The organism is Paenibacillus doosanensis (assembly GCF_025060755.1).
Taxonomy (GTDB): domain Bacteria; phylum Bacillota; class Bacilli; order Paenibacillales; family NBRC-103111; genus Paenibacillus_S; species Paenibacillus_S doosanensis.
The window spans coordinates 36,155-55,824 of record NZ_JANYUY010000013.1 but is presented as its reverse complement, the minus strand read 5'-3'; the positions used below and the strand labels follow the sequence as shown (position 1 = coordinate 55,824).

Below are 19,670 nucleotides of genomic sequence, written 5' to 3'. Positions count from 1 at the left end.
CATTCACCTACTCTTTCGATAGCGAGCGCTTCGTGACGATATTAATGAGCATAATGAGAGGAGGCATCGTCAGGATCGCAATCGCAATGGCCTTGCCCAGGTTCATATTCAAGAAACCGATCGTATAGCTGAGCGTGGACAATACCTGCGTGCCGTTGGAAGGACCGCCTCGCGTCAACAGCCAGATGATTTCAAAGTCGTTCAGCGTCCAGATCGTCGTCATGACGGCCGCCAGCACCGTAACCTCTTTGACCGAAGGCAGCGTCATATAAATAAATCGCTTGACCGCACCGGCGCCGTCCAGCATGGCCGCCTCGTACATTTCCTTCGATACCGTCTGCAGACCCGCCAGAATGGCGATGCCCATAAACGGAATTCCTCTCCATACGTTAACCAATATGACGGAGAACATCGCGAGGTCGGGGGCTGCGAGCCATCCCACCGGGCCGCCGATCAAGCCGGTCTTCATCAATATAAAGTTAAGCACTCCGCCTACGTCCGAATAAATCCACTGCCACGTAAACACCGACACGATCGTCGGAATCGTCCAGGGCAGAAACAGCAGAACCCGGAACACGTTGCGGAATACGATCTTTTCGTTCAGCACCAAAGCCATCGCCATGCCGAATACGGTTTTGCCGATCACAGCGACGACCGTAAACACCACAGTGTTCCAAACAGCCTTCCAAAATATAGATTCCTGAAGCAGATCCGTATAGTTTTTCAATCCGATGAATGCCGCCGGAACGCCGACGGTTTTGTTGGTGAAGCTTAAATATACCGCCCAGCCGAAAGGAAGAACCATGACGGCCAGCAGATAAATCAGCACCGGGCTCATGAGCGCGTAGGCAAGCCTGTTGTCCTCGTTCGTTTTCAATCCGCATCCCGCCTTACTTATGGAGCCTCGGTACGGCCGGCGGCCCGCTGCGGCCGCACCGAAGTCTGTTTATTATTTTTTGTTGTACGTTTCTTCGATCTTCGCCTGCAAATCTTTGACCGCCGCTTCCGGGGTGTAGCCGGATTCGAGCAGCAGCTTCTGGAACGCGTCGTTGACCAGACGGAGGTTGAACACTTCGCCCGCCTTCGGGTTATATTCGCCGGGATAACCGAGGAAGTAGAAGCCTTTGACCGATTCGACGAACGCTTTGTTCTTCTCGTCCTGCCACACCGGCTCGCTCATCAGCTTGCTGTAAACCGGCCCGGTGAGCGGGGCTCCTTTTTCGATCCAGGTCTTGTACCAGTCGGTCGCCAGCATGTAAGCAACGAACTTTTTGGCCAGTTCTTTGTTCTTGGAATCTTTGAAAATGCCTAGGTTATTGCTGATGCCGGGAATGAACGTTCCTTTCGGTCCCGCCGGATAAGGGGCGATCCCCGTATTGGCGTACAGCTCCGGATTATCGTTCTTGATCGTACCGAGCAAGCTTCCGACGTTGAAGATCATGGCCGATTGACCGCTCAGGTAGGACTTGTTATTGCCGCTGTCATCCCAGCCGACCGAGCTCGGCGGCGTACTCTTGTCCGTCAGGAACAGGTCGCGGATAAACTTCGTCGCTTCCACCGTTTCCGGCGAATTGGCGATGACCGTCTTGCCGTCCTTCGTATCGAGCGATCCGCCGTAGGACCAGATGATGCCGCGCGTCAGAAACTCCGCGTCCGAGTTGCCTTTGCCGTAGCCCAGGCCCGCTCCGTATATTCCTTTGCTCGCATCGGTCAGCGCCTTGGCCATCGTTCTGAACTCGTCCCATGTTTTGGGAGGATGATCGAAGCCGGCTTTTTGCAGCATATCTTTGCGGTAGTACAGCACCTGCGTTTCCGTCCAAAACGGAACCGCATACTGCTTGCCCTGGAACGTGATCGCTTTCTTCATGCTCTCCTGGATTTCGCTGTTGCCGCCTTCGACGGTTTTCACTAAATCGCTTACGTCCTCCAGCACGTTTTTCGCATAAAACTGGCCGACTTCCTGATAACCGAAGAACGATACGTCCGGCGTCGTGGACGACTCGATCGCCGCCGACCATTTCGGGTAAAAATCTTCATAGGCGATCAGCTCGATATTCACATTGACGTTATTCTCCGTGCCAAACTGCTTGGCGCGCTCTTGAATCAGCTTATTCTGATCGTCGAACAGCTGTTTTTTCATCCAGAACGTTAACGTTTCCTTCGGCTTCGTACCGGATGCCCCGCTTTCCTTGGCGTCCCCGTTCGTGCTTCCCCCGCTGCTGCACCCGGCAGCCACAGATGCCAGCAGCAGCATTGCCGCCGTTTTCGATACCCATTTGTTCATTCGTTAGACCTCCCTGAAGCTTGTCAAGTTATCTCTTACACTATTTATTGTAAGGAATCGGGGAGCCTCTTGATATGAGAAGGTTTTAACTTAAGGGATACAATCTTAACAAGTTCTCCGGCCCGCTGCCGGCAAAAAAACCAAAAAAATACAGCCCGCCTTATAGGGCGAGCTGCGAGATTCGATCGCTTGTCAACCGTCTTCATCAAGCTTGGACCGATATTCCTGCGGTGTAAGCGAGTAATATTTTTTAAATACTTTGTTAAAATAATTCGGATTCTGGTAGCCCAGCTTCAGCGCGATTTCATAGTTTTTGACCGAGCGGTCGGCCAGCATGACGGCGGCCATTTCCATTTTTAACCGCAAAATATAGTCGCTCAAATTTTCGCCGGTTTCCAGTTTGTAAATTCTGGAAATATGTACCGGATGCATATACATGTAATCGGCCACAGCCTGCAGCGACACATCCTCCGTCAAATGCCTGCGGATATATTGCTTGATTTTCTCGACGGTATGCTCGCGATCGTTTTTCGTTTCGTTTTCCATGCTCTGCTTCATGAGCCGGAACGCCTGGAAGGTCCATTCCTCCAACGCTTTGAGGGATCGGCATGCTGCGAGACCGGCTACGTCGGATAGACCCGGGCCGATCATACCGGCCAATTCGCGCCCGTTCTTATGGGCGAGTGAACTGAACGATGCATAAATGGAGAAGAAGACCTCGACCAGATGCTCGGATGAGTCGGCCCACTTCGCGCGCAATTCCTGGAATACGGACTGCAGCTTCTCCTCGGCGAGCGTCCAGCTGGCCGATTCGAGCAAATGAACGAGCAAAGGCGGCTCGTAGAGCCTTAGCAGCGAATGAACGGGCTGCTGCTCCAGCGCCTCGGATACATAGATCAGCAGGCCGCTTTGGCTGCCGATGCGCCTGCGGAGCGAGTACAGACTGTCTTGGTACAGCTTGGGAACATCCTGCGGGAACCGCCCCCACTTGCCGATCAATACCGATACCGTTCCTTTCAAGTAATGATTGACGCTCAGCTGCAGCTGGGAGGCGAGCTGCTGCAGCTGCTGGTCGGCGTTTTCCGAGTCGGCCGCTTCCTCCTTCCTCCCTTCCTTCAACGTCACCAGAAACACGAGGAAACCGTGAATATCCTTGCAAGGCCACAGCCGGAAACCGTCCTCGAATATTTCACCGGCCATGTTGACGACAGCATATTCCATCAGGGATAAATTATATAAATCAAGCTCCGACAGCTTGCCTTCCATACGTACGAGCATGAGGGCGAATTCCGCGCCGAGGCGCATGTTCACCTTCAGCAGCTCCATCTTCTCCTGCAGACTGCGCGGAGCAAGCTCAAGCCCTTGAAGCAGCTCGTTCAACAGCTCGCCTCTCAGCTTCGGAAGGCTTTCTTCGAACGCCTGCGCGACAAGCTGGTAGGTGAGCAGCTCCTCCCGCTCTTTTTGCAGCAGCTCCGCAAGGGCCTTCACTTTGCCGAGGATCATTTCGTCGCTGACCGGCTTGAGCAAATACTCATAGGTATTATGGCGGATCGCCTGCCGGGCGTAGTCGAACTCCGCATGTCCCGACAGCAGGATGCATTTGATTTTTTTCCAGCTGCGATGCGCCTTGGCGAGCAGCTCCAGGCCGCTCATGCCGGGCATATGAATATCGGTGATCAGTATATCGATCGTATTGGTCTTCAATATTTCCAGCGCTTCATAGCCGGAATACGCCTTGAACACGGAGGTCACCCCTACCGTCTGCCACGGCAGCGTATCGGACAGACTGTCCACAACCGCGGACTCGTCGTCAACGATTAATAATTGGAACATGCCGCCTCTCACCTTTCCTTATGCGTATTTTGCCGGTCCTCCCATGCCATAACGACACGGAATCCGTCCATTGGTGACGGGGAGAAGCTCAGGCCCGAACGCCCTTCGTACATTTGGGACAGCCTCTGGTGTATATTCCACAGACCGCACCCGGTATCTTCGCCCATCGGCATCGTCATTTCCTTCTGCAGCCGGCACATGCCTTCCTCGGTAATCCCCGATCCGTTGTCGTCCACGATGATGCGGTGGAGCCCGTCCCGGCTCTCTCCGGAAATGGCAATCAGTCCGAACGCCGGACTATTCTCGATTCCGTGCACGATCGCATTCTCGACAAGAGGCTGCAGCACGAGCCTCGGAATGGTCAAATCCAGCATAGCTTCCGGTATGTCGATTTCATAGTGGAACCGCTCCATGCGCAGGTTTTGGATGATCAAATAATTTTCGACCAGCTTCAGCTCTTCCCTGAGCGTGGTCATCTGCTTCTCCGTGCGGGTCGCATAACGGTAATACTCGCCTAAATTCAAAGCCATGGCGGCTACGGCCTCCTTCTCGCCGAGATTCGCCATGCTTTTTATATAGAATAAGCAATTATACAAAAAATGAGGATTAATTTGCGCTTGCAGCTGCTTCAAGGTCGCCTCCTTGGAACGAAGCGTCTCTTTATACACCTTTTCAATCAAGTCTTGAATCTGCTCCGCCATCTCGTTAAAGCTGTTGAACAGGAAGTCGAATTCATTGTTCGGCTGCTTCTTCAGCCTCGCGGAATATTGACCGTCTTTAATTCTTTGCACGCCGCGTATAAGCAGCCGGATCGGGATTTGCACATGGCGGTAGAGCAGCAGCGTAACCAGAATGCTCAGCAGCAGCAGCAGTCCGGCGATCACGTAAAATAAATTGCGGCTGACTGTAATAGGCGAATATATTTTCTCCAGCGGGACGTAATCGACGAGATACCAGCCCAAGCTCTCCGAGCGGATATAATTGACGACATATTGCTCGCCGTTTAGAGTAATCGTTCGGCTGGCCGCTTTCTCCAGCGGCGTCCGCTCCAATTGGTCGATGACGCCCTTGACCAGCGGCAGATTGGCCGATCGGCTGGTAAGCGGCTCCTGCCCCCTCTGGTACAGAAAAGGATCGGTGTCTCCCCCTTGCTTGAGCAGGTTCAGCATGTTTTCGATATTGTCGTCGGCAAAGCGAACTTCAACGAGTAAATTCGGCTTGTCCGACTCGCTGATTCGGGAGAAGAAGGTCTGGTTGTCCAGCGCGCGATGCGACCACTTCCTGAACTCCGAGCCTCGAAGGTAGGATTCGCTATACGCCACGGAATAGTCGGTCGAGATGATTTCGCGGGAATCGGTCATGTATAGAATCAGCTGATTGTTCCAGCTGCTGGTAGCGATCTGCATATTGAGCATCTCCGAAATCCGCTGCTGCCTCTGCACCTGAACGATCGGGGAACTGTGGCTGCGGCCGTTCAAGTATTCCGTTATGCTGTAATCTTTGCTGGCGACGACGGAATACCGGCTCAGCTGCTCGATCATCGATTCCATCTGACTCATAAAAAAAGAAAGACGGTTGCGGTTTCCGTCCTCCACCGTCTGCTTTACGACGTCGACACTGACTTGATGGGAGTATCCGTATAATACGATGATGGGAACAAGCAGGCTGACAATGAGCGTAATCACTTTTCCGAAGGTGTTCATATTTATGCGCATACGCGTACCTCATTTTTGGTTGTCTCTGTCCATGATGAGCTGAAATTCGATGTTGGCCTTATCCGCCGATTCTTGAACATCTTCTCCCAGCAGCCCTTTGATCACAATATCGCCGACCACATCGCGGGCATCGCCGACGCTAATCACCTGCGGCCGGTCGTGGCCTACGCCCGATCGAATCGATTCGTTAACGACGGCGATATATTCCTTCGGGAAGCCGCTTACTCCCTGGGGATCGTTCCAGACGGAGCTGCGCGCGCCGGGATTTCCCTTTTGCTGCGACCGCATGACCAGATCCTTGCTCGTCGCCCAGCGCAAGAAGGTCCAAGCGGCTTCCTTCTTGGCGGAAGCGGCGTTGATGGCCATGCCCCAGGCCGTGATGTTGAAGGGCTTCGCTCCCGCTTGTCCGGCGGGAAACAAGGCGTAGCCCACCTTATCGGCAACCGCCGATTTGTCCGGGTCGGCGGCCGAGCTATAGATGGCGCTGGCATCGGTATAGAACGCGGCTTTGCCTTGAGCGAATATGCCCATGGCCTGCGGCCACCCCATATTCATGACGCCGGGAGGCCCGTAACGCTTGAGCAGATTAACGTACCGGGTCATGCCCTTGACCGTGTCCGGGGAATTCAGCGACGCCCGCCCGCCTGTCTGAAAGTCCCCGCCTTCGGAGAAAATAAACGAAGACAGCTGCGTCACCAGCGCGTTCTTCTGCCCTCTCGCCACAAAACCGTATACGCCGTTCTGCGGATCATGCAGCTTCGCCGCCGCCTCCTCCAGCTCGTCTAACGTTCGGGGTACGGGAATCCCGGCTTTTTGCAGCAGATCTTTGCGGTAGTATAAAATTTGCTGTTCCGTGGACAGCGGGATAGATAAAAGCTGCCCGTTATCCGTCGTAGAATCGATGGCGGACGGGGAGAAATCGCCGAACCCGTAATCGGCATCCCTGCGGACGTAATCGTCCAAAGGCAGCAGCCAGCCGTTTTTGTGAAACAGCTTTAACTCCTCCAAGGGCCTGAGCATGAATACATCCGGGCTTGAACTGTCGGCATCCAGCTGAACGGTCAATTTCGTGCTTAACTGCTCATTGGAGAAAATTTGCAGGTCGACCCTGAGCCCCGTCTCGGACTCGAATTCGGGCAAAGAAGCTTTAATGACATCCGCCGCAGGCCCTCTGCCCATAAATACCGATAGCGTGCGGTCCGCGAAGCCGCCCTTGCCCGCTCCGTTTCGGGAAGCGCTGTCATTGGCGCCCGCGCAAGCGCAAAGCAGACCGAGCAAACTAACAGAGCAAACAAGCGCGGTCAACCGGCGGATTATAGTAAACTTCATACGTTGTCACATCCCGGTAAGCTGACTTCTGTGTAGTCCATTCAATTCTTGGTACTCTCATTTTACACACTCCTCGGCCGGAATGAAAATGGAATATTTTTAGCCTAAGGGTAATAAATTAACATCCGGCCGGATGCATCGAAGCGCGGTGAGAGAGTTGACGGAACTTCAGTTCCATGCACGGGAAAAAGCCTCTGACGGCATCAGAGGACTTGCGTTTCACAACGTTATGAATTCTCCTTAATATTTCCGCAAAAATACAGCCTCTTTTCCAAGCCATTGTTGCCGCAGGATCGTCTGACATTCCGAAAAAATGCGTTCGATCTTCTGCGTAGACGTTCCGAATACCCGTAATATAAAACCGGGAACGGGAAGCTGGGAAAGACCGATCCTGCATCCCTCGGCCTTATCTGCGATTTTGAGGTATAGGCTGTCGATAAATTCGATATCGGCCTGTTCCATGACCGCAATCATGGAGCCCAAATGGCTGAAGCCTTCCATATATCCGATCTCTCGCAGATTTTGCAGGCCGGGTACGAGCCGTAGATGATCGAACACCGCTAATCGGTTGTTTATGTAAATCTCTGTTTTTAACTGCAGCAGCCGATAGCTAAAGGCCGTTCCGTCCGGAGACCAACCAGGGGTTAAAATATCTGCGCCGATATAGGTAGCCCCCGCCTCCATACGGATCACATTTTTTTGCTTGTATTCCGCATCCTTGTAAGCGATCAGAGGGTCCGGGAAGTATTCGAGAAGACTCCCTGCTTTTAATACTATTTCCGTTTCCTGGATAACCGGTTCACTCGGCGTTTTGTATACCTTCGTTGCGGCTTGCGTCGTTAAGAGCAAATCCGCATGCTCTTCCAACACAATGTCCATCCTGTAACGGTCTCCGTCTAGGTATCCCCCGCCGGGATTCATGATATAATAGCAAGCTTGTCCCGTATCGTCGTGGTACGTTGGGCGAGTTACCTTCAGCGCGCCGTCATAATAGACATCCTTGGCTAGAGTCCGGCCTCGTTTTTGCTCCGTAACTAGCCGCAATGTTCCCGTCCAATGGTCCATATTAATCCAGGCCCGTTAGCAGCGCATTCTGGTTGATCCACTCGACAACCCGGTCAAGACCCGCGTTTTCTTTCAAATTCGTAAACACAAAGGGCTTATCGCCGCGGAACACCTTGGAATCGGATTCCATGATATCCAGATTAGCTCCCACATGCGGCGCCAAATCGGTTTTATTGATGATAAATAAATCCGATTTGATCATTCCTTGGCCGCCCTTGCGCGGGATTTTTTCACCTTGGGCGACATCGATAATATAGATGGAGAAATCGACCAATTCGGGGCTAAAGGTAGCTGCCAGATTATCGCCGCCGCTTTCTACGAAAATAAGCTCCACATCCGGATGCAATCGGGTCAAATCATTGATCGCCGCCGCATTCATCGAGATGTCTTCCCTGATCGCGGTATGCGGGCAGCCCCCGGTTTCGACACCAATAATCCGTTCGGCGGGCAGCACGCCGTTCGCGATCAGAAATTTCGCGTCTTCCTTCGTATAAATATCATTCGTCACTACGGCCATGCTGATCTCATCGTTGAGATGACGGGTCAGCTTCTCGATCAGCAATGTTTTTCCGGCGCCGACAGGGCCGCCGACTCCAATTTTCACAGGTTCCACTACGCACACTTCCTTCACAACGTATCATTCAAGACATAAATATCCGGATATGCAGCCGCTCATGATGTAACTGTGACATTTCAATGCCCGGTGCGACAGCACCGAAATCATCCTCGGATAAATCCTCGATGCGTTTTACAGCTTCATACAACAAGGGCTGGATCTCATACAACAATTTTTGTCCCGCAGTCTGGCCTAAAGGAATGCCTCTTACGGCATTTTGAACAAGACTCGAGAGAGAGGAATACAAGTAATACAGCATGGCTGTCGAACGGCTGACCCTTAAATAGTGGGCTATTATGACAAAAGCAATGGCCGGGTGGCCAAAGGCTTCTTTTGCAGCGATTCGACGCTGGTAGGCAGAAAGGTTCGAGTCATCGTATAATGACTTTAAGGTTTCCACCATCCGCTCCCCCATCCGATAGGTGCCTTCTCTCGTTTCGCGGGGCAATATTTGAACGGTCAATCTTCGGTCCAGTTCCCAAACGGCGTCCAGCTCGCCGGCTTCAAGAGCTTCGTAGGCTAAACGGCATGCAAGCCCGTCCGCGTAGACCAGCTGTTCTTGTAAGTACGCTTTGAGCCACTGCGCAAGACTCTCTTTATTCGTGATCTTTTCTTCCTGGATGTAGGTTTCCAGACCGAAGGAATGACTGAATGCCCCGGTCGGAAAGTTCGTATCGCATAGCTGCAGCAATGCCAGCTCCTGCTGATTAGTCATGACTGTGTCCGATGTGACGGAAAGCATGCTTTACTTTTTTATCCTCGCGCCTGTAGGGAATTTGCATTTCCTCGAGCATTTGCTCCACAAGATAATCGTACTGGACAAGCATCTCGTTGTCTTCGAATTGAGCAGGAAGATGGCGATTGCCGAGCTGGTGGGCAATCACTCCCATTTCCTTCATGTGACGCGGACTAATTACGAGCAAATCGTCGGCAATGACGTCGATTACGATCAAATTGTCATCATCGATGTAGAGAATATCTCCCGCCACGAGATCGCGTCCGTTTTTTAAGCGGATGCCGATTTCCCTGCCGTGATCCGTCGTCACTCTTTGAATTCGTTTGACCAGATGGGAGCTCTCGAGATATACCTTTTCCATATGCCGATTCCGCAGCTCTTCGGCTGCCATCTCGTTAATGTTGTTTAACACTTCTTCAATAAGCATTGCCATTCACCTCAAAATAAAAAGTATCGCTGGGCCATTGGCAATAAGTCAGATGGCTCGCACGTAATCAACTCGCCGTTTACTCTTACTTCGTAGGTTTGCGGGTCTACCGTGATCTCGGGCGTTTCCCCATTTAATTTCATATCTTTCTTGGATAAATGGCGAATACCGTGAACCGGCAATACCTTCTTTTCCAGTCTCAGCTTATCCGGGATACACGCGTCGACCGCTGCTTGAGATACGAAAGTGATCGAGCTCTTCGACAATGCTTTACCGTATGATGCATACATCGGCCGATAAATAATAGGCTGTGGCGTCGGAATCGAAGCATTGGCATCTCCCATCAAGCTATTTACGATGAAGCCATTTTTGAGGATCAACTCGGGTTTCACGCCAAAAAATGCCGGATTCCAAAGAACAAGGTCCGCGATTTTCCCTACCTCAACCGAACCGATATAATCGGCGACTCCATGAGTTATTGCGGGATTGATCGTATATTTGGCGATATAACGTCTAGCCCGGTTATTGTCGCCGATGCCTTGATCCCCCGGCAATTTCCCCCGCTGCTTCTTCATTTTATCCGCCACTTGCCATGTACGCAGCACAACTTCACCCACTCGGCCCATAGCCTGGGCATCCGAGCTGGTCATGCTGAATACGCCCATGTCCTGTAAAATATCTTCCGCTGCAATCGTTTCTTTGCGAATACGAGAATCTGCAAAAGCGATATCTTCCGGAACCGCCGGATTAAGGTGATGGCATACCATTAACATATCCAGATGCTCTTCCAGCGTGTTAATCGTGTAGGGCAGAGTTGGATTGGTGGACGAAGGAAGCACATGGGCGTAGCTGGCCATCTTAATCATGTCCGGCGCGTGCCCGCCGCCTGCCCCTTCGGTATGATATGTATGAATCACCCGATCTTTAATCGCTTTGGCCGTATTTTCCAAAAAGCCGCATTCATTGAGCGTATCGGAGTGGAGCGCAACTTGAACATCGTATTGATCCGCTACCCGCAGCGAGTAATCGATAGCCGATGTAGTAGCTCCCCAATCTTCATGCACTTTGAGCCCGATGGCACCGGCCCGTATTTGCTCCGCCAACGGCTCTATAGCCGCCGCGTGTCCTTTTCCCGTAAAGCCGACGTTGATGGGCAGTCCTTCGGCAGCCTCCAGCATACGGTGAATGTTCCATTCCCCGGGGGTGCAGGTTGTCGCTCTCGAACCGGCCGTAGGCCCAGTTCCTCCGCCGATTAAAGTAGTTATTCCGGAGGTCAGCGCCGTTTCGACCTGAGCGGGATTAATAAAATGAACGTGAGTATCGATTCCTCCGGCGGTAACGATCATTCCTTCTCCGGCAATGATCTCCGTAGCGGCCCCGACAACGATATCCACACCCTGCATCGTCAACGGATTGCCGCTCTTGCCTATTCCCGAGATTTTCCCGTCCCGGATCCCGATATCCGCTTTATAGATACCGGTGTAATCGAGGATGACCACGTTGGTGATCACAACATCGGGAATGTCGCCGCCACGGGTGACCAGCGGATGCTGTCCCATTCCGTCGCGAGCTACTTTGCCGCCGCCGAATACCAACTCATCGCCATAGGTAGTGAGGTCTTTTTCAATTTCAATATACAAATCCGTATCCGCCAAGCGAATGGCATCGCCCGTGGTAGGCCCGTACATTTGGGCGTACTGCTTGCGCGACATGCGAAAACTCACTGAGCACACCCTCTTTCTACCGAACCGTCGGTAAGATTATTCAGTCCATAGACTTGGCGTTCTCCGGCAAAGCAAACCAACTCGACTTCTTTCTCGTCCCCGGGTTCGAAACGAACGGCTGCTCCGGCAGGAATGTTCAGCCTTTGTCCGAACGCATCTTGACGTTGAAAGGAAAGCGACTCGTTCACTTCAAAAAAATGAAAATGGGAGCCCACTTGAACAGGTCGGTCGCCGGTGTTAAGTACCGTGATTTTCTTCGTTGCTCGGCCTGCATTGCACACAATCGCTTCGTCTTTAAGTATTAACTCTCCAGGCTGCATAGTCGACTTCCTTCCGTACTATCGAATGGGATTATGAACGGTTACCAGCTTCGTTCCGTCCGGGAATGTGGCTTCCACTTGAATATCATCTATAATCTCCGCTATACCTTCCATCACATCGTCCCGAGTCAAAATTTTCGTACCGTATTGCATGAGCTCTGCGACGGTTTTTCCATCGCGCGCTCCTTCAAGAATCTCATAGGTAATAAGCGAAACCGATTCGGGATAATTCAGCTTCACTCCTCTTTCTTTCCTTCTTTTGGCGAGGTCCGCAGCGACGACAATCATCAGCTTTTCTTGCTCGCGTGGTTGCAAATACATCTTCGATCCCCCTTCCAATAGGATTATATTTTCCATAAATAGGAACGAATAAACATGCTCGCATCGGGTTCTAAGATAAGTGATCCTGCATCTTTTGATGAACCTGGGCCTCCATCTCCTCAAGAAGCTCGTCGTGCAGCGTGTTTTGCGGGAGCGGATGAAACCAGGAAATTTCCCCTTGATGATAGACGCCGTTATAATCGTTGCCTTCATGGTTCAGAGAAAACTGGTATCGCTCGTGAATTTGATCTTCAAACAACGGCTTCACTTCAAACTCTTCAAACATAATAATCCCTCCTATTGTAGTTATCCCTTTTGAGCTTTGACTAACTTTACCCATTTCCGTATTATTTATCCACAATTTCTTTTAGAAGTATTCCTCATCACTTGCAGGTATAAAACCAAAACACCAACGCAAATAATACAAAAAATAGGAAAAAGCTTGAAAAGGGGTGTTACCATACTTAATCAAGGGAAGTCAGCTGCGGGAATAAAGAACGATTGGTTATCGTTGATTACGTCCTCTTTCAAAGGCATTTCCCAAGTCATCCTTATCGAAAACGCTATTACCGGATTCATCATATGGGCGGCCATCACGATCTCGTCTTTGGGACTAGGCCTCATTACACTGGCATCGTCCCTCATAGGAACTTGGATCGCCAAGGCAAGCGGCGCTGATGAAACGAAGGTGAAGCAAGGAATATTCGGCTTCAATTCGGTGCTCGCCGGGATTGCGTTAATGCTTAATTTGAGTGGCGGGCCCCGCTGGATTATCGCCCTGGTTGGCTCAGCCGTCGCCTCCGTCTGTACGGCCGCTGCGATGGATGTGCTGAGAAATTCCAGACTACCGGTATTGACCTTTCCCTATATCATCCTTACCTGGTTCGTTCTGCTTTCTCCTTACAAGCTGGAAAATGTGACGTTGAATCCATCCCTCGTCCCGCAAAATCTGGCGACCTGGAAGTTTAGCGAGACAGATATTGTCGATTGGAAGGATGGCTTGCTTCGCGGAATCGGACAAGTATATTTTCAAGACCATTTTTGGAGCGGAGTTCTTATATTAATTGCCGTATTTTGGGCGAGTTGGAGAATGGGCCTTTACGCTATCTTGGGGAACATGGTGGCCTGGGTTACCGCTCGGGGGTTAGGTGCGGAAGTGGAGCTGCTCAATATGGGACTTTTTGGGTACAATGCCGTATTGACCATTGTTGGGGTTATCACTTATTGCGGCAAAGACACCCGCTGGGCTGTATTGACCGGAGTCTTGGGAGCCGTCCTCTCGGTTCCGATAACGGCCAGTGTAGATACTTGGTTATTGCCTTACGGCCTCCCTGCTTTAACAATGCCTTTCGTGTTGAGCACTTGGCTCATGCTTAGCGCCAGAAACATTTTCGTTAATTGGAAAAACGGGTAAGATACAATCATTTCATGGGAAATAAAAATGGCGATGACGGCGTGGAAGGGGTCCCGGTCCCGGTAAAATGCTTAATTCCCCTCGCGCCGCCATCCGGATGAAGCGCCGGATCAACGCTGGTCCGGCAGCCGTTCATCGATCGAAACCGCCGCTTGTGATAAAGGTATTTACTTCCGATAAAGCCCTCGGCTTGCGCGCAGCGAGCTATTCAATCCTTGCGGTCCGATTTGACCTTCACCGTAAATATGCTGAGAACGATCGTTAAAATCACATACGTCCAAAATCCGTGAACAGCAAAGCCGTCCAAATACTTATCGAGCAGCCACAGCTTGATCGGGGTCAGAATGACAGACGCCAGCATCAGCGCCGGTGTCGTCAAGCAGCCGATGCCGACCGTAATCAGCATGACCGACAGCACCATAGCGAGGCTGAACAAGAAGCTGATGACGAACATCAGCACGGAAGCGATGATCAGCGTGCGGCCGTCTTGGATGGACAAATATGGGTGAAAATACTCGTTGCCAATCCAGAATACGGCGACGGTCATTAATAAATTAAGCAGATTCTTCATAGCTTAAGCCTCACTCCTCCGAATAGTATGCGTCCCAATCGTAATCGCGGACGACCTCGAATTTGCCGGACTGCCGGCTTCTCTCGTAAGCGCACGGAACACCGGCCTCCAAAAATTCCAATACGCTGTCATCCTCCAGCTTGAAAATCAGCTTGACCCGGTCCCCGGCGGCAAGCCTGCCTAACAGCTGCCGGCTCGGGACGTAAAATGTGTAAGGAGCTTCCCTATGACATGCCTCTGCGTTTTCCAGCGACCAAGACATCCGCTGCGCCTCCTCTCTTGTTTCCGGTTTAGCTTGGCAAACGCGGTTCTGTCCCCTATGTTACATCATTTTAGGTTCATAAGGCTACCGGCTGCACTCTGCTATACGGAAAAAGCCCCCTCGCTGCGGCAGGCTGAATCGATTAGCCCGACTGCTTCGAGGGGAGCTCGTTATCCGATCAAAATAAGTTAGTCGATCAACCGCTCGTACTGCAGCATCCGCTTCAGCATGACGGCTGCTTCGGCGCGGCTCGCTTCGGCCGACGGCGCGAAGTCGTCCGCGGTCACGCCGTTAATGATGCCTGCGTTGACCGCTTGCGCAACGGCTTCCCGGGCCCAGCTGCCAATGGATTGGGCATCCGCGAAGCGGGACAGGCTCGCAAGGCTGCCGTCCGCCCGTTTCCCGGCCGCGTTCATCGCCCGGGCGATCATGACGGCCATCTGCTCGCGCGTGATGCTCGCCTCCGGCTGGAAGGAGCCGTTCTCGAAGCCGTCGACCAAGCCCGCTTGGCTTGCGGCGCCGACGGCTCCGGCGAACCAGTCGCCCGGCCGCACATCGCTGAACTTGGCCGAGGCCGTCTCCGTCAGGCCGAGCGCGCGTACCAGCAGCGCCGCGAATTCAGCGCGCGTAATGTCCCGCTGAGGCGCGAAGGAGCTGTCGGTCATACCGTTGATAACCAGCTTCGACGCGAGCAGCTCTACGTCGCTGCGGGACCAGTGGCCCGACAGGTCGTCGAACGACTTGGCATGCTCGACCACCGTGTAGATGCTGTTGCCGGGACGTTGGATCGTCGCTCTCGTCACGCCGCCGCTGACGGCGAACGTCGCCGGAACGAAGCGGAATGCGCCCGATGCAGGATCATACCATATCGCCGTAGCGGTTTGCGGATTCACCTCATGGGCGAACTCCAGCGTGCGGGATACATAAATGGTTCCGAAATCGTTCACGGTTATCTGCTTCCCGTTATGATCCTCCGCCGTTAGCGTAAAGTCTACGGCCGGAGCGACGAGCTTGAGCCCGGCACGCTTCGCTTGATCTTCCAACTCAGCTAACGTCTCTCCTCCGACGGTTTCGATCGAAACGATCAGCTTCACCTCTTGGAAAGCCGCCCCCAGCTTGCTGGCGAGCGCCGCGAGATCGACGGCTTTCAGCGGCAAATCATAAGCCGCTGCGCCGTATTGTACCGAGATAACGGCATTCGGTGCTTGGGCCGCAAGCTCCGCCAGCGCGGCGGGAGCAATCTCCAGCCGGCCGATTGGTTCGTTATTGCCCTTCAGCGCAATTGCGATCCGCTGATCGGCACTGCCGACCGCCGCTTTGAGCGCCTCCAGCGCCTCAGCCAAGGCTTCGTCGTTCAGCACGGCTTTGACCGCTTGCCGGCCGTCCGCCGTTGTTTCGCCGACCGTCGGCAAATGTTCCAGCTTCACGCCGCCTGTCTGCGGCTCGGCCGTTACATCCGGCGTCGTGACTGCCGAACCGCCGCCGCTGCCGCCGCTTGAACTGCTGCGATGTTTAATGAAGTACGGCGTTGCTTCGGCTTCCGCCGAATTCGCGCTTTCGCCGCCGTCATTGACGGCCGTCACCACGTAGTAATACGTCGTTCCGTTCATCAACCCCGTATCCGTGTACGATGTGCCCGCAACATTCTCGACGATCGTGGCGTACGCGCCGCCTTGGGTCGTGCTGCGCTTCACGTTGTAGGATGCCGCTCCCGCGACTTCGCTCCACTTCAGGCTGACTTGGCCGCTGCTTGCCGTCAGCGTCAAGCCTTCCGGCGCTTTCAGTGGCCCGGCCGGGGTGACCGGTTCGGTCGGCGTTGCTTCGGCTTCCGCCGAATTCGCGCTTTCGCCGCCGTCATTGACGGCCGTCACAACGTAGTAATACGTCGTTCCGTTCATCAACCCCGTATCCGTGTACGATGTGCCCGTAACGTTCTCGGCGATCGTGGCGTACGCGCCGCCTTGGGTCGTGCTGCGCTTCACGTTGTAGGATGCCGCTCCCGCGACTTCGCTCCACTTCAGGCTGACTTGACCGCTGCCTGCCGTCACCGTCAAGCCTTCCGGCGCTTTCGGCCGCTCGGCCGGGATGACCGGCAGCGTATTTTCCGCGCCGGCTTGCGTCGTGACGATGCTCGGAACGTCGGATGTTTCGTCCATCGCCGTAAACAACGTAGGCGTCCAGCCCGCCGGGCTTAAGCCTCCTTTGCTTTGCGCGATGTTCACAGCTTCCCCGTTAAGGACGGAGCCCGTATCCGTAAAGAGCGTGCCGCCCGGAGAAACCTGAATTAACGATGCGGCCGATGTCCCCGTATCCAGAGAGAAATAGTTGTTCTGAGCGACGATTTGCGACTCGAAGCCTACGCCTATCGCGTAAAGGAAAGGATAGCTCTGGTCATTCGCCGTTCCTTCGTAATAGTTGTTATACACGTGAACTTGACCGAAACGAACCCGCGGTGCGCGCTGCGTTATATTTTTGTAATAGTTGTGATGGAACGTAATCCGCTCCTTGCCGCGGTCATCCGTATAGCTGTCGCTTCCTCCGACGAGCGTCGTTTTGTCATGGTCATGGAAATAGTTATAGGACACCGTGATCAAATCCGAACCGTTCGTAATGTCCAGCGAACCGTCATGCTGCTGATATTGGCGGCCGAAATAGCTGACGCCGTAATCGTCGCGGTTCGCGCCGTCGCTGAACGTATTATGGTCGATCCATACATGCTTGGCGCCTTTCACCGTAATATTGTCGAATGCCGAGTTCCAATTGCCCGAAGCACCGTCGGTCGGGTCCCACTGCGGGAAGTAATCGAACGCATTCTGGAAGTCGATGTTGCGGACGATGACGTTGTCGACATTCTGGATCATCAGATTGCCGCCCACAATTTTGGCGTTCGAGCCCGGCAAGCCGACGATCGTCGTATTGGAGCCGACATTGATCTTGATCGCGTCTCCCTGCTTTTTCTCCGAAGCCGCGCGCGCCGTCTCCAGCGGTCCTGACGGTACGGAATCGCTTCCCCACACGGCAGGATCGTAAGCGGCCAAATAAGCTTCCAGACTGTACGCGGGATCTTGGTAATAATCGATGCCGACCGGATTGTCGTTCTCGTCCACATTCATATCGATAGTGCCTTTGATATAAATGATTTTCGGCGTCGCATTCGAAGCGTTCTTGCTGTTATCGCCGCCGAGCGCCCGAATGAGCTCGCTTCGTTTGGCGACCGTATAAATATTCGCTGCGGACGCTTTGGAGCCGCCCGTCGTTCCGGTCGTAAAGGAGCCCCAGCCGTCGTTGACCCCGAGCACCTGCTTGCCGATGTCGGATGCGTCCGAGTTCGAAATGGTAACGGTCAGAGGAACCGTGACGGAATCGAATTGAAAGCTGAGCACCGCCGTGCCTTCCGGCAAGCCGGCAAGATACGTTTTGCTGATGATCACTACACTGCCAGCAACCGAGTAATCCGCTGCGCCGAGGAGCGTTTGTCCGTTGGCTATTCCTTTCAGCGCATGCCCGTTATACTGCACGTTCACTTGAATATCCGCCTGCTTGGCCGCATTTTTATCGAAGGAAGCGGCGGCGGAAACCGTCGGCGCGTACTGCAGCTTCGGCATGATGACCTGAACGGAGGGGTCCCACCCGTCGAAGAGCTGCGGAATCGTCAGGCTGGCTTCCGGCCCCGTCAGCTGCGTCGCCATAGTCCTTGCGGAAGGATTCGCTCCCGGTCCGTAGCTGTTGTACTCCGAAAAATAACTGACTTTGCAGCTGCCTGCGCATGAACTGCTCCATCCTTCAGCAAGGAATTTCTTGGAATCGATCAGCGTATTGATGAAGCTGACTCGCGCATAATCTTTCCAGCCGCGTCCCAAATCATAGGTTCCCTGCGCCGAAGCATCGTCGACGATTTGCGAATTCAGGAAGACGTAGCCTTTATCGGTTACATTTTTTTGCGCTCCGGCCGTAATATGGCCGCCGCCGCCGGAATTGCTGACAAGAACCAGCTTGACGTTGTCCATGACGACAGCCGGAGCTTCTCCGAAGATGAAGTCGACATCGCCCTGAATGACGCTGTTATGGAAATAATGACGCGCCTGATTGGACGGATTGAGCCCGTCGTACAGCGTATCCTGATACCCTTTCAGCTTGACCGATTCGAACGACGCCTTATCGCTGTATAGCGACAATGCGACCGCCTGAGCCACGGCCGAGCGCGGAGCCGCGCTGTTCTCTATCGTCAGATGGGCCGCCGTAAAGTTATCGGCCGTTACCTTCACCGTTTGACTCAAGAAGGTGTTGCCCGTATGGCCGGGCTGGCCGGCCGTCGCCGAAGTTCCGGCATAATCGCCGTAGACGATGGTCGTCTCGTCCATTCCGGCGCCGACAAGGCTTACATACGGCCGATCCACGAGAAGCTTCTCGGTGTACGTGCCGGGTTGAATGTAGATGACGATTCTTTCCGTATTGTTCGCCGGAACCGCATTGACGGCGTCTTGAATCGTGTTAAATAATGTGATGCCGAAACCCTCGCCGCCTGCGGCGGCATTCTTGTCCACGGTCAGCACCTTGGCCGGAAGAACGGCGATTTCATCGGTGTCCGGACTCGCTCCGCTGGCGTTCACGGCAGATACGACGTAATAGTAGATCGTGCCGTTCGCCACGCTCGTATCCTGGTACGAGGCTTCGCCGGTCGAACCCAGCTCCGTATACGGACCGCCGCTGGCCGCCGCCCGCTTCACCTTATAAGACTCCGCTCCGCCGGCCGCATCCCATGTCAGGCTGACGCTGCCTTCCCCGGCAACGGCCTGCAAGCCTGCCGGCACTGCGGGCGCTCCGGCTTCGGCGGCATAAGGAACAGCCTTCATCTGATTGGAAATCCGGCTCTCCTGCATCAAGCCCGCTCCGGCGTCCCGGCTTGCCGTAACGACATAATAATAGGCATCGCCGTTCGCTGCGCCGGTATCGGTGAAGCTGACTCCGTCGACGTCCTTCACCGTTGTGTACGGCCCCCCGTTTGCCGCGCTTCTCTTGACGCTATACCGGGTCGCTCCCGGCACGGAAGTCC

At 53.6% G+C, this 19,670-nt stretch carries 17 protein-coding genes and 3 pseudogenes; 1 reads left to right on the top strand and 19 read right to left on the bottom strand.

Translation table 11 applies throughout. The annotated features are described in order from the left end of the window. Positions 1-7: 7 nt before the first annotated feature. The 13 genes from N0M98_RS11945 to N0M98_RS11885 form a co-directional block, all read right to left on the bottom strand. Positions 8-877: a carbohydrate ABC transporter permease gene (locus N0M98_RS11945; RefSeq protein ID WP_249861838.1), complete on the bottom strand. Its 870-nt coding sequence runs from the start codon at positions 875-877 to the stop codon at positions 8-10. A gap of 72 nt (positions 878-949) precedes the next feature. Next, positions 950-2,284: an ABC transporter substrate-binding protein gene (locus tag N0M98_RS11940; protein WP_259617986.1), complete on the bottom strand. Its 1,335-nt coding sequence runs from the start codon at positions 2,282-2,284 to the stop codon at positions 950-952. A gap of 192 nt (positions 2,285-2,476) precedes the next feature. After that, entirely contained in the window at positions 2,477-4,117 is a 1,641-nt protein-coding gene (locus N0M98_RS11935; RefSeq protein ID WP_259617985.1) for a response regulator, read from the bottom strand. Positions 4,118-4,125: 8 nt separating this feature from the next. Beyond that, positions 4,126-5,832, bottom strand: coding sequence for a sensor histidine kinase (locus N0M98_RS11930; protein WP_259617984.1), 1,707 nt, complete (start codon positions 5,830-5,832; stop codon positions 4,126-4,128). Positions 5,833-5,841: 9 nt separating this feature from the next. Then, entirely contained in the window at positions 5,842-7,161 is a 1,320-nt protein-coding gene (locus N0M98_RS11925) for an ABC transporter substrate-binding protein (RefSeq protein WP_259617983.1), read from the bottom strand. 240 nt (positions 7,162-7,401) lie between these two features. Beyond that, positions 7,402-8,226 (bottom strand): urease accessory protein UreD, encoded by an 825-nt coding sequence (locus N0M98_RS11920; protein WP_259617982.1) that lies wholly within the window; start codon positions 8,224-8,226, stop codon positions 7,402-7,404. 1 nt (position 8,227) lies between these two features. Next, on the bottom strand, positions 8,228-8,839 hold the full coding sequence (gene ureG / locus N0M98_RS11915; RefSeq protein ID WP_249861832.1) for an urease accessory protein UreG: 612 nt from the start codon (positions 8,837-8,839) through the stop codon (positions 8,228-8,230). Positions 8,840-8,867: 28 nt separating this feature from the next. Then, positions 8,868-9,557 (bottom strand): urease accessory protein UreF, encoded by a 690-nt coding sequence (locus N0M98_RS11910; RefSeq protein ID WP_249861831.1) that lies wholly within the window; start codon positions 9,555-9,557, stop codon positions 8,868-8,870. Beyond that, a complete protein-coding gene (gene ureE / locus N0M98_RS11905) occupies positions 9,550-10,005 on the bottom strand; it encodes an urease accessory protein UreE (protein ID WP_249866465.1) in 456 nt (151 codons plus the stop codon). Before ureE ends, N0M98_RS11910 begins: the two co-directional genes overlap by 8 nt. 11 nt (positions 10,006-10,016) lie before the next feature. Continuing rightward, positions 10,017-11,729, bottom strand: coding sequence for an urease subunit alpha (gene ureC, locus N0M98_RS11900; RefSeq protein ID WP_283942788.1), 1,713 nt, complete (start codon positions 11,727-11,729; stop codon positions 10,017-10,019). Then, complete coding sequence (locus N0M98_RS11895; RefSeq protein WP_249861830.1) at positions 11,726-12,049, bottom strand: urease subunit beta; 324 nt, start codon at positions 12,047-12,049, stop codon at positions 11,726-11,728. Before N0M98_RS11895 ends, ureC begins: the two co-directional genes overlap by 4 nt. Positions 12,050-12,067: 18 nt before the next feature. After that, complete coding sequence (locus N0M98_RS11890; protein WP_249861829.1) at positions 12,068-12,370, bottom strand: urease subunit gamma; 303 nt, start codon at positions 12,368-12,370, stop codon at positions 12,068-12,070. A gap of 70 nt (positions 12,371-12,440) precedes the next feature. Then, on the bottom strand, positions 12,441-12,656 hold the full coding sequence (locus tag N0M98_RS11885) for a DUF5342 family protein (RefSeq protein WP_249861828.1): 216 nt from the start codon (positions 12,654-12,656) through the stop codon (positions 12,441-12,443). 36 nt (positions 12,657-12,692) lie between these two features. Between N0M98_RS11885 and N0M98_RS11880 the strand changes: the two genes are divergently transcribed. Further along, positions 12,693-13,784 carry an urea transporter gene (locus N0M98_RS11880; RefSeq protein ID WP_259617981.1) on the top strand — a complete coding sequence of 364 codons (1,092 nt, stop codon included), beginning with the start codon at positions 12,693-12,695 and terminating at the stop codon, positions 13,782-13,784. Between the two features lie 208 nt (positions 13,785-13,992). Here the strand turns inward: N0M98_RS11880 and N0M98_RS11875 are convergent, their stop codons facing one another. From N0M98_RS11875 to N0M98_RS11855, 6 genes and pseudogenes are all read right to left on the bottom strand, one after another. Further along, positions 13,993-14,355: a phage holin family protein gene (locus N0M98_RS11875; protein ID WP_259617980.1), complete on the bottom strand. Its 363-nt coding sequence runs from the start codon at positions 14,353-14,355 to the stop codon at positions 13,993-13,995. Between the two features lie 10 nt (positions 14,356-14,365). Further along, complete coding sequence (locus N0M98_RS11870; protein ID WP_259617979.1) at positions 14,366-14,617, bottom strand: hypothetical protein; 252 nt, start codon at positions 14,615-14,617, stop codon at positions 14,366-14,368. 188 nt (positions 14,618-14,805) lie between these two features. Next, complete coding sequence (locus tag N0M98_RS33875) at positions 14,806-15,375, bottom strand: S-layer homology domain-containing protein (RefSeq protein WP_375295476.1); 570 nt, start codon at positions 15,373-15,375, stop codon at positions 14,806-14,808. A 783-nt stretch (positions 15,376-16,158) separates the two neighbouring features. Next, positions 16,159-16,671, bottom strand: a pseudogene (locus tag N0M98_RS33870) (fibronectin type III domain-containing protein); the annotation flags it as partial. Positions 16,672-16,722: 51 nt separating this feature from the next. Continuing rightward, positions 16,723-17,964, bottom strand: a pseudogene (locus N0M98_RS11860) (pectate lyase family protein); the annotation flags it as partial. Positions 17,965-17,982: 18 nt separating this feature from the next. Then, positions 17,983-19,470 (bottom strand): annotated as a pseudogene (locus tag N0M98_RS11855) (pectinesterase family protein); the annotation flags it as partial. Positions 19,471-19,670: the final 200 nt, after the last annotated feature.

Bases quoted from the DNA above. Each gene is read 5' to 3' on its own strand.
- N0M98_RS11940 (WP_259617986.1), bottom strand. From the start codon at position 2,284: ATGAACAAATGGGTATCGAAAACGGCGGCAATGCTGCTGCTGGCATCT.
- N0M98_RS11935 (WP_259617985.1), bottom strand. From the start codon at position 4,117: ATGTTCCAATTATTAATCGTTGACGACGAGTCCGCGGTTGTGGACAGT.
- N0M98_RS11930 (WP_259617984.1), bottom strand. From the start codon at position 5,832: ATGCGCATAAATATGAACACCTTCGGAAAAGTGATTACGCTCATTGTC.
- N0M98_RS11925 (WP_259617983.1), bottom strand. From the start codon at position 7,161: ATGAAGTTTACTATAATCCGCCGGTTGACCGCGCTTGTTTGCTCTGTT.
- N0M98_RS11920 (WP_259617982.1), bottom strand. From the start codon at position 8,226: ATGGACCATTGGACGGGAACATTGCGGCTAGTTACGGAGCAAAAACGA.
- N0M98_RS11910 (WP_249861831.1), bottom strand. From the start codon at position 9,557: ATGACTAATCAGCAGGAGCTGGCATTGCTGCAGCTATGCGATACGAAC.
- ureE (WP_249866465.1), bottom strand. From the start codon at position 10,005: ATGCTTATTGAAGAAGTGTTAAACAACATTAACGAGATGGCAGCCGAA.
- N0M98_RS11895 (WP_249861830.1), bottom strand. From the start codon at position 12,049: ATGCAGCCTGGAGAGTTAATACTTAAAGACGAAGCGATTGTGTGCAAT.
- N0M98_RS11890 (WP_249861829.1), bottom strand. From the start codon at position 12,370: ATGTATTTGCAACCACGCGAGCAAGAAAAGCTGATGATTGTCGTCGCT.
- N0M98_RS11885 (WP_249861828.1), bottom strand. From the start codon at position 12,656: ATGTTTGAAGAGTTTGAAGTGAAGCCGTTGTTTGAAGATCAAATTCAC.
- N0M98_RS11875 (WP_259617980.1), bottom strand. From the start codon at position 14,355: ATGAAGAATCTGCTTAATTTATTAATGACCGTCGCCGTATTCTGGATT.
- N0M98_RS11870 (WP_259617979.1), bottom strand. From the start codon at position 14,617: ATGTCTTGGTCGCTGGAAAACGCAGAGGCATGTCATAGGGAAGCTCCT.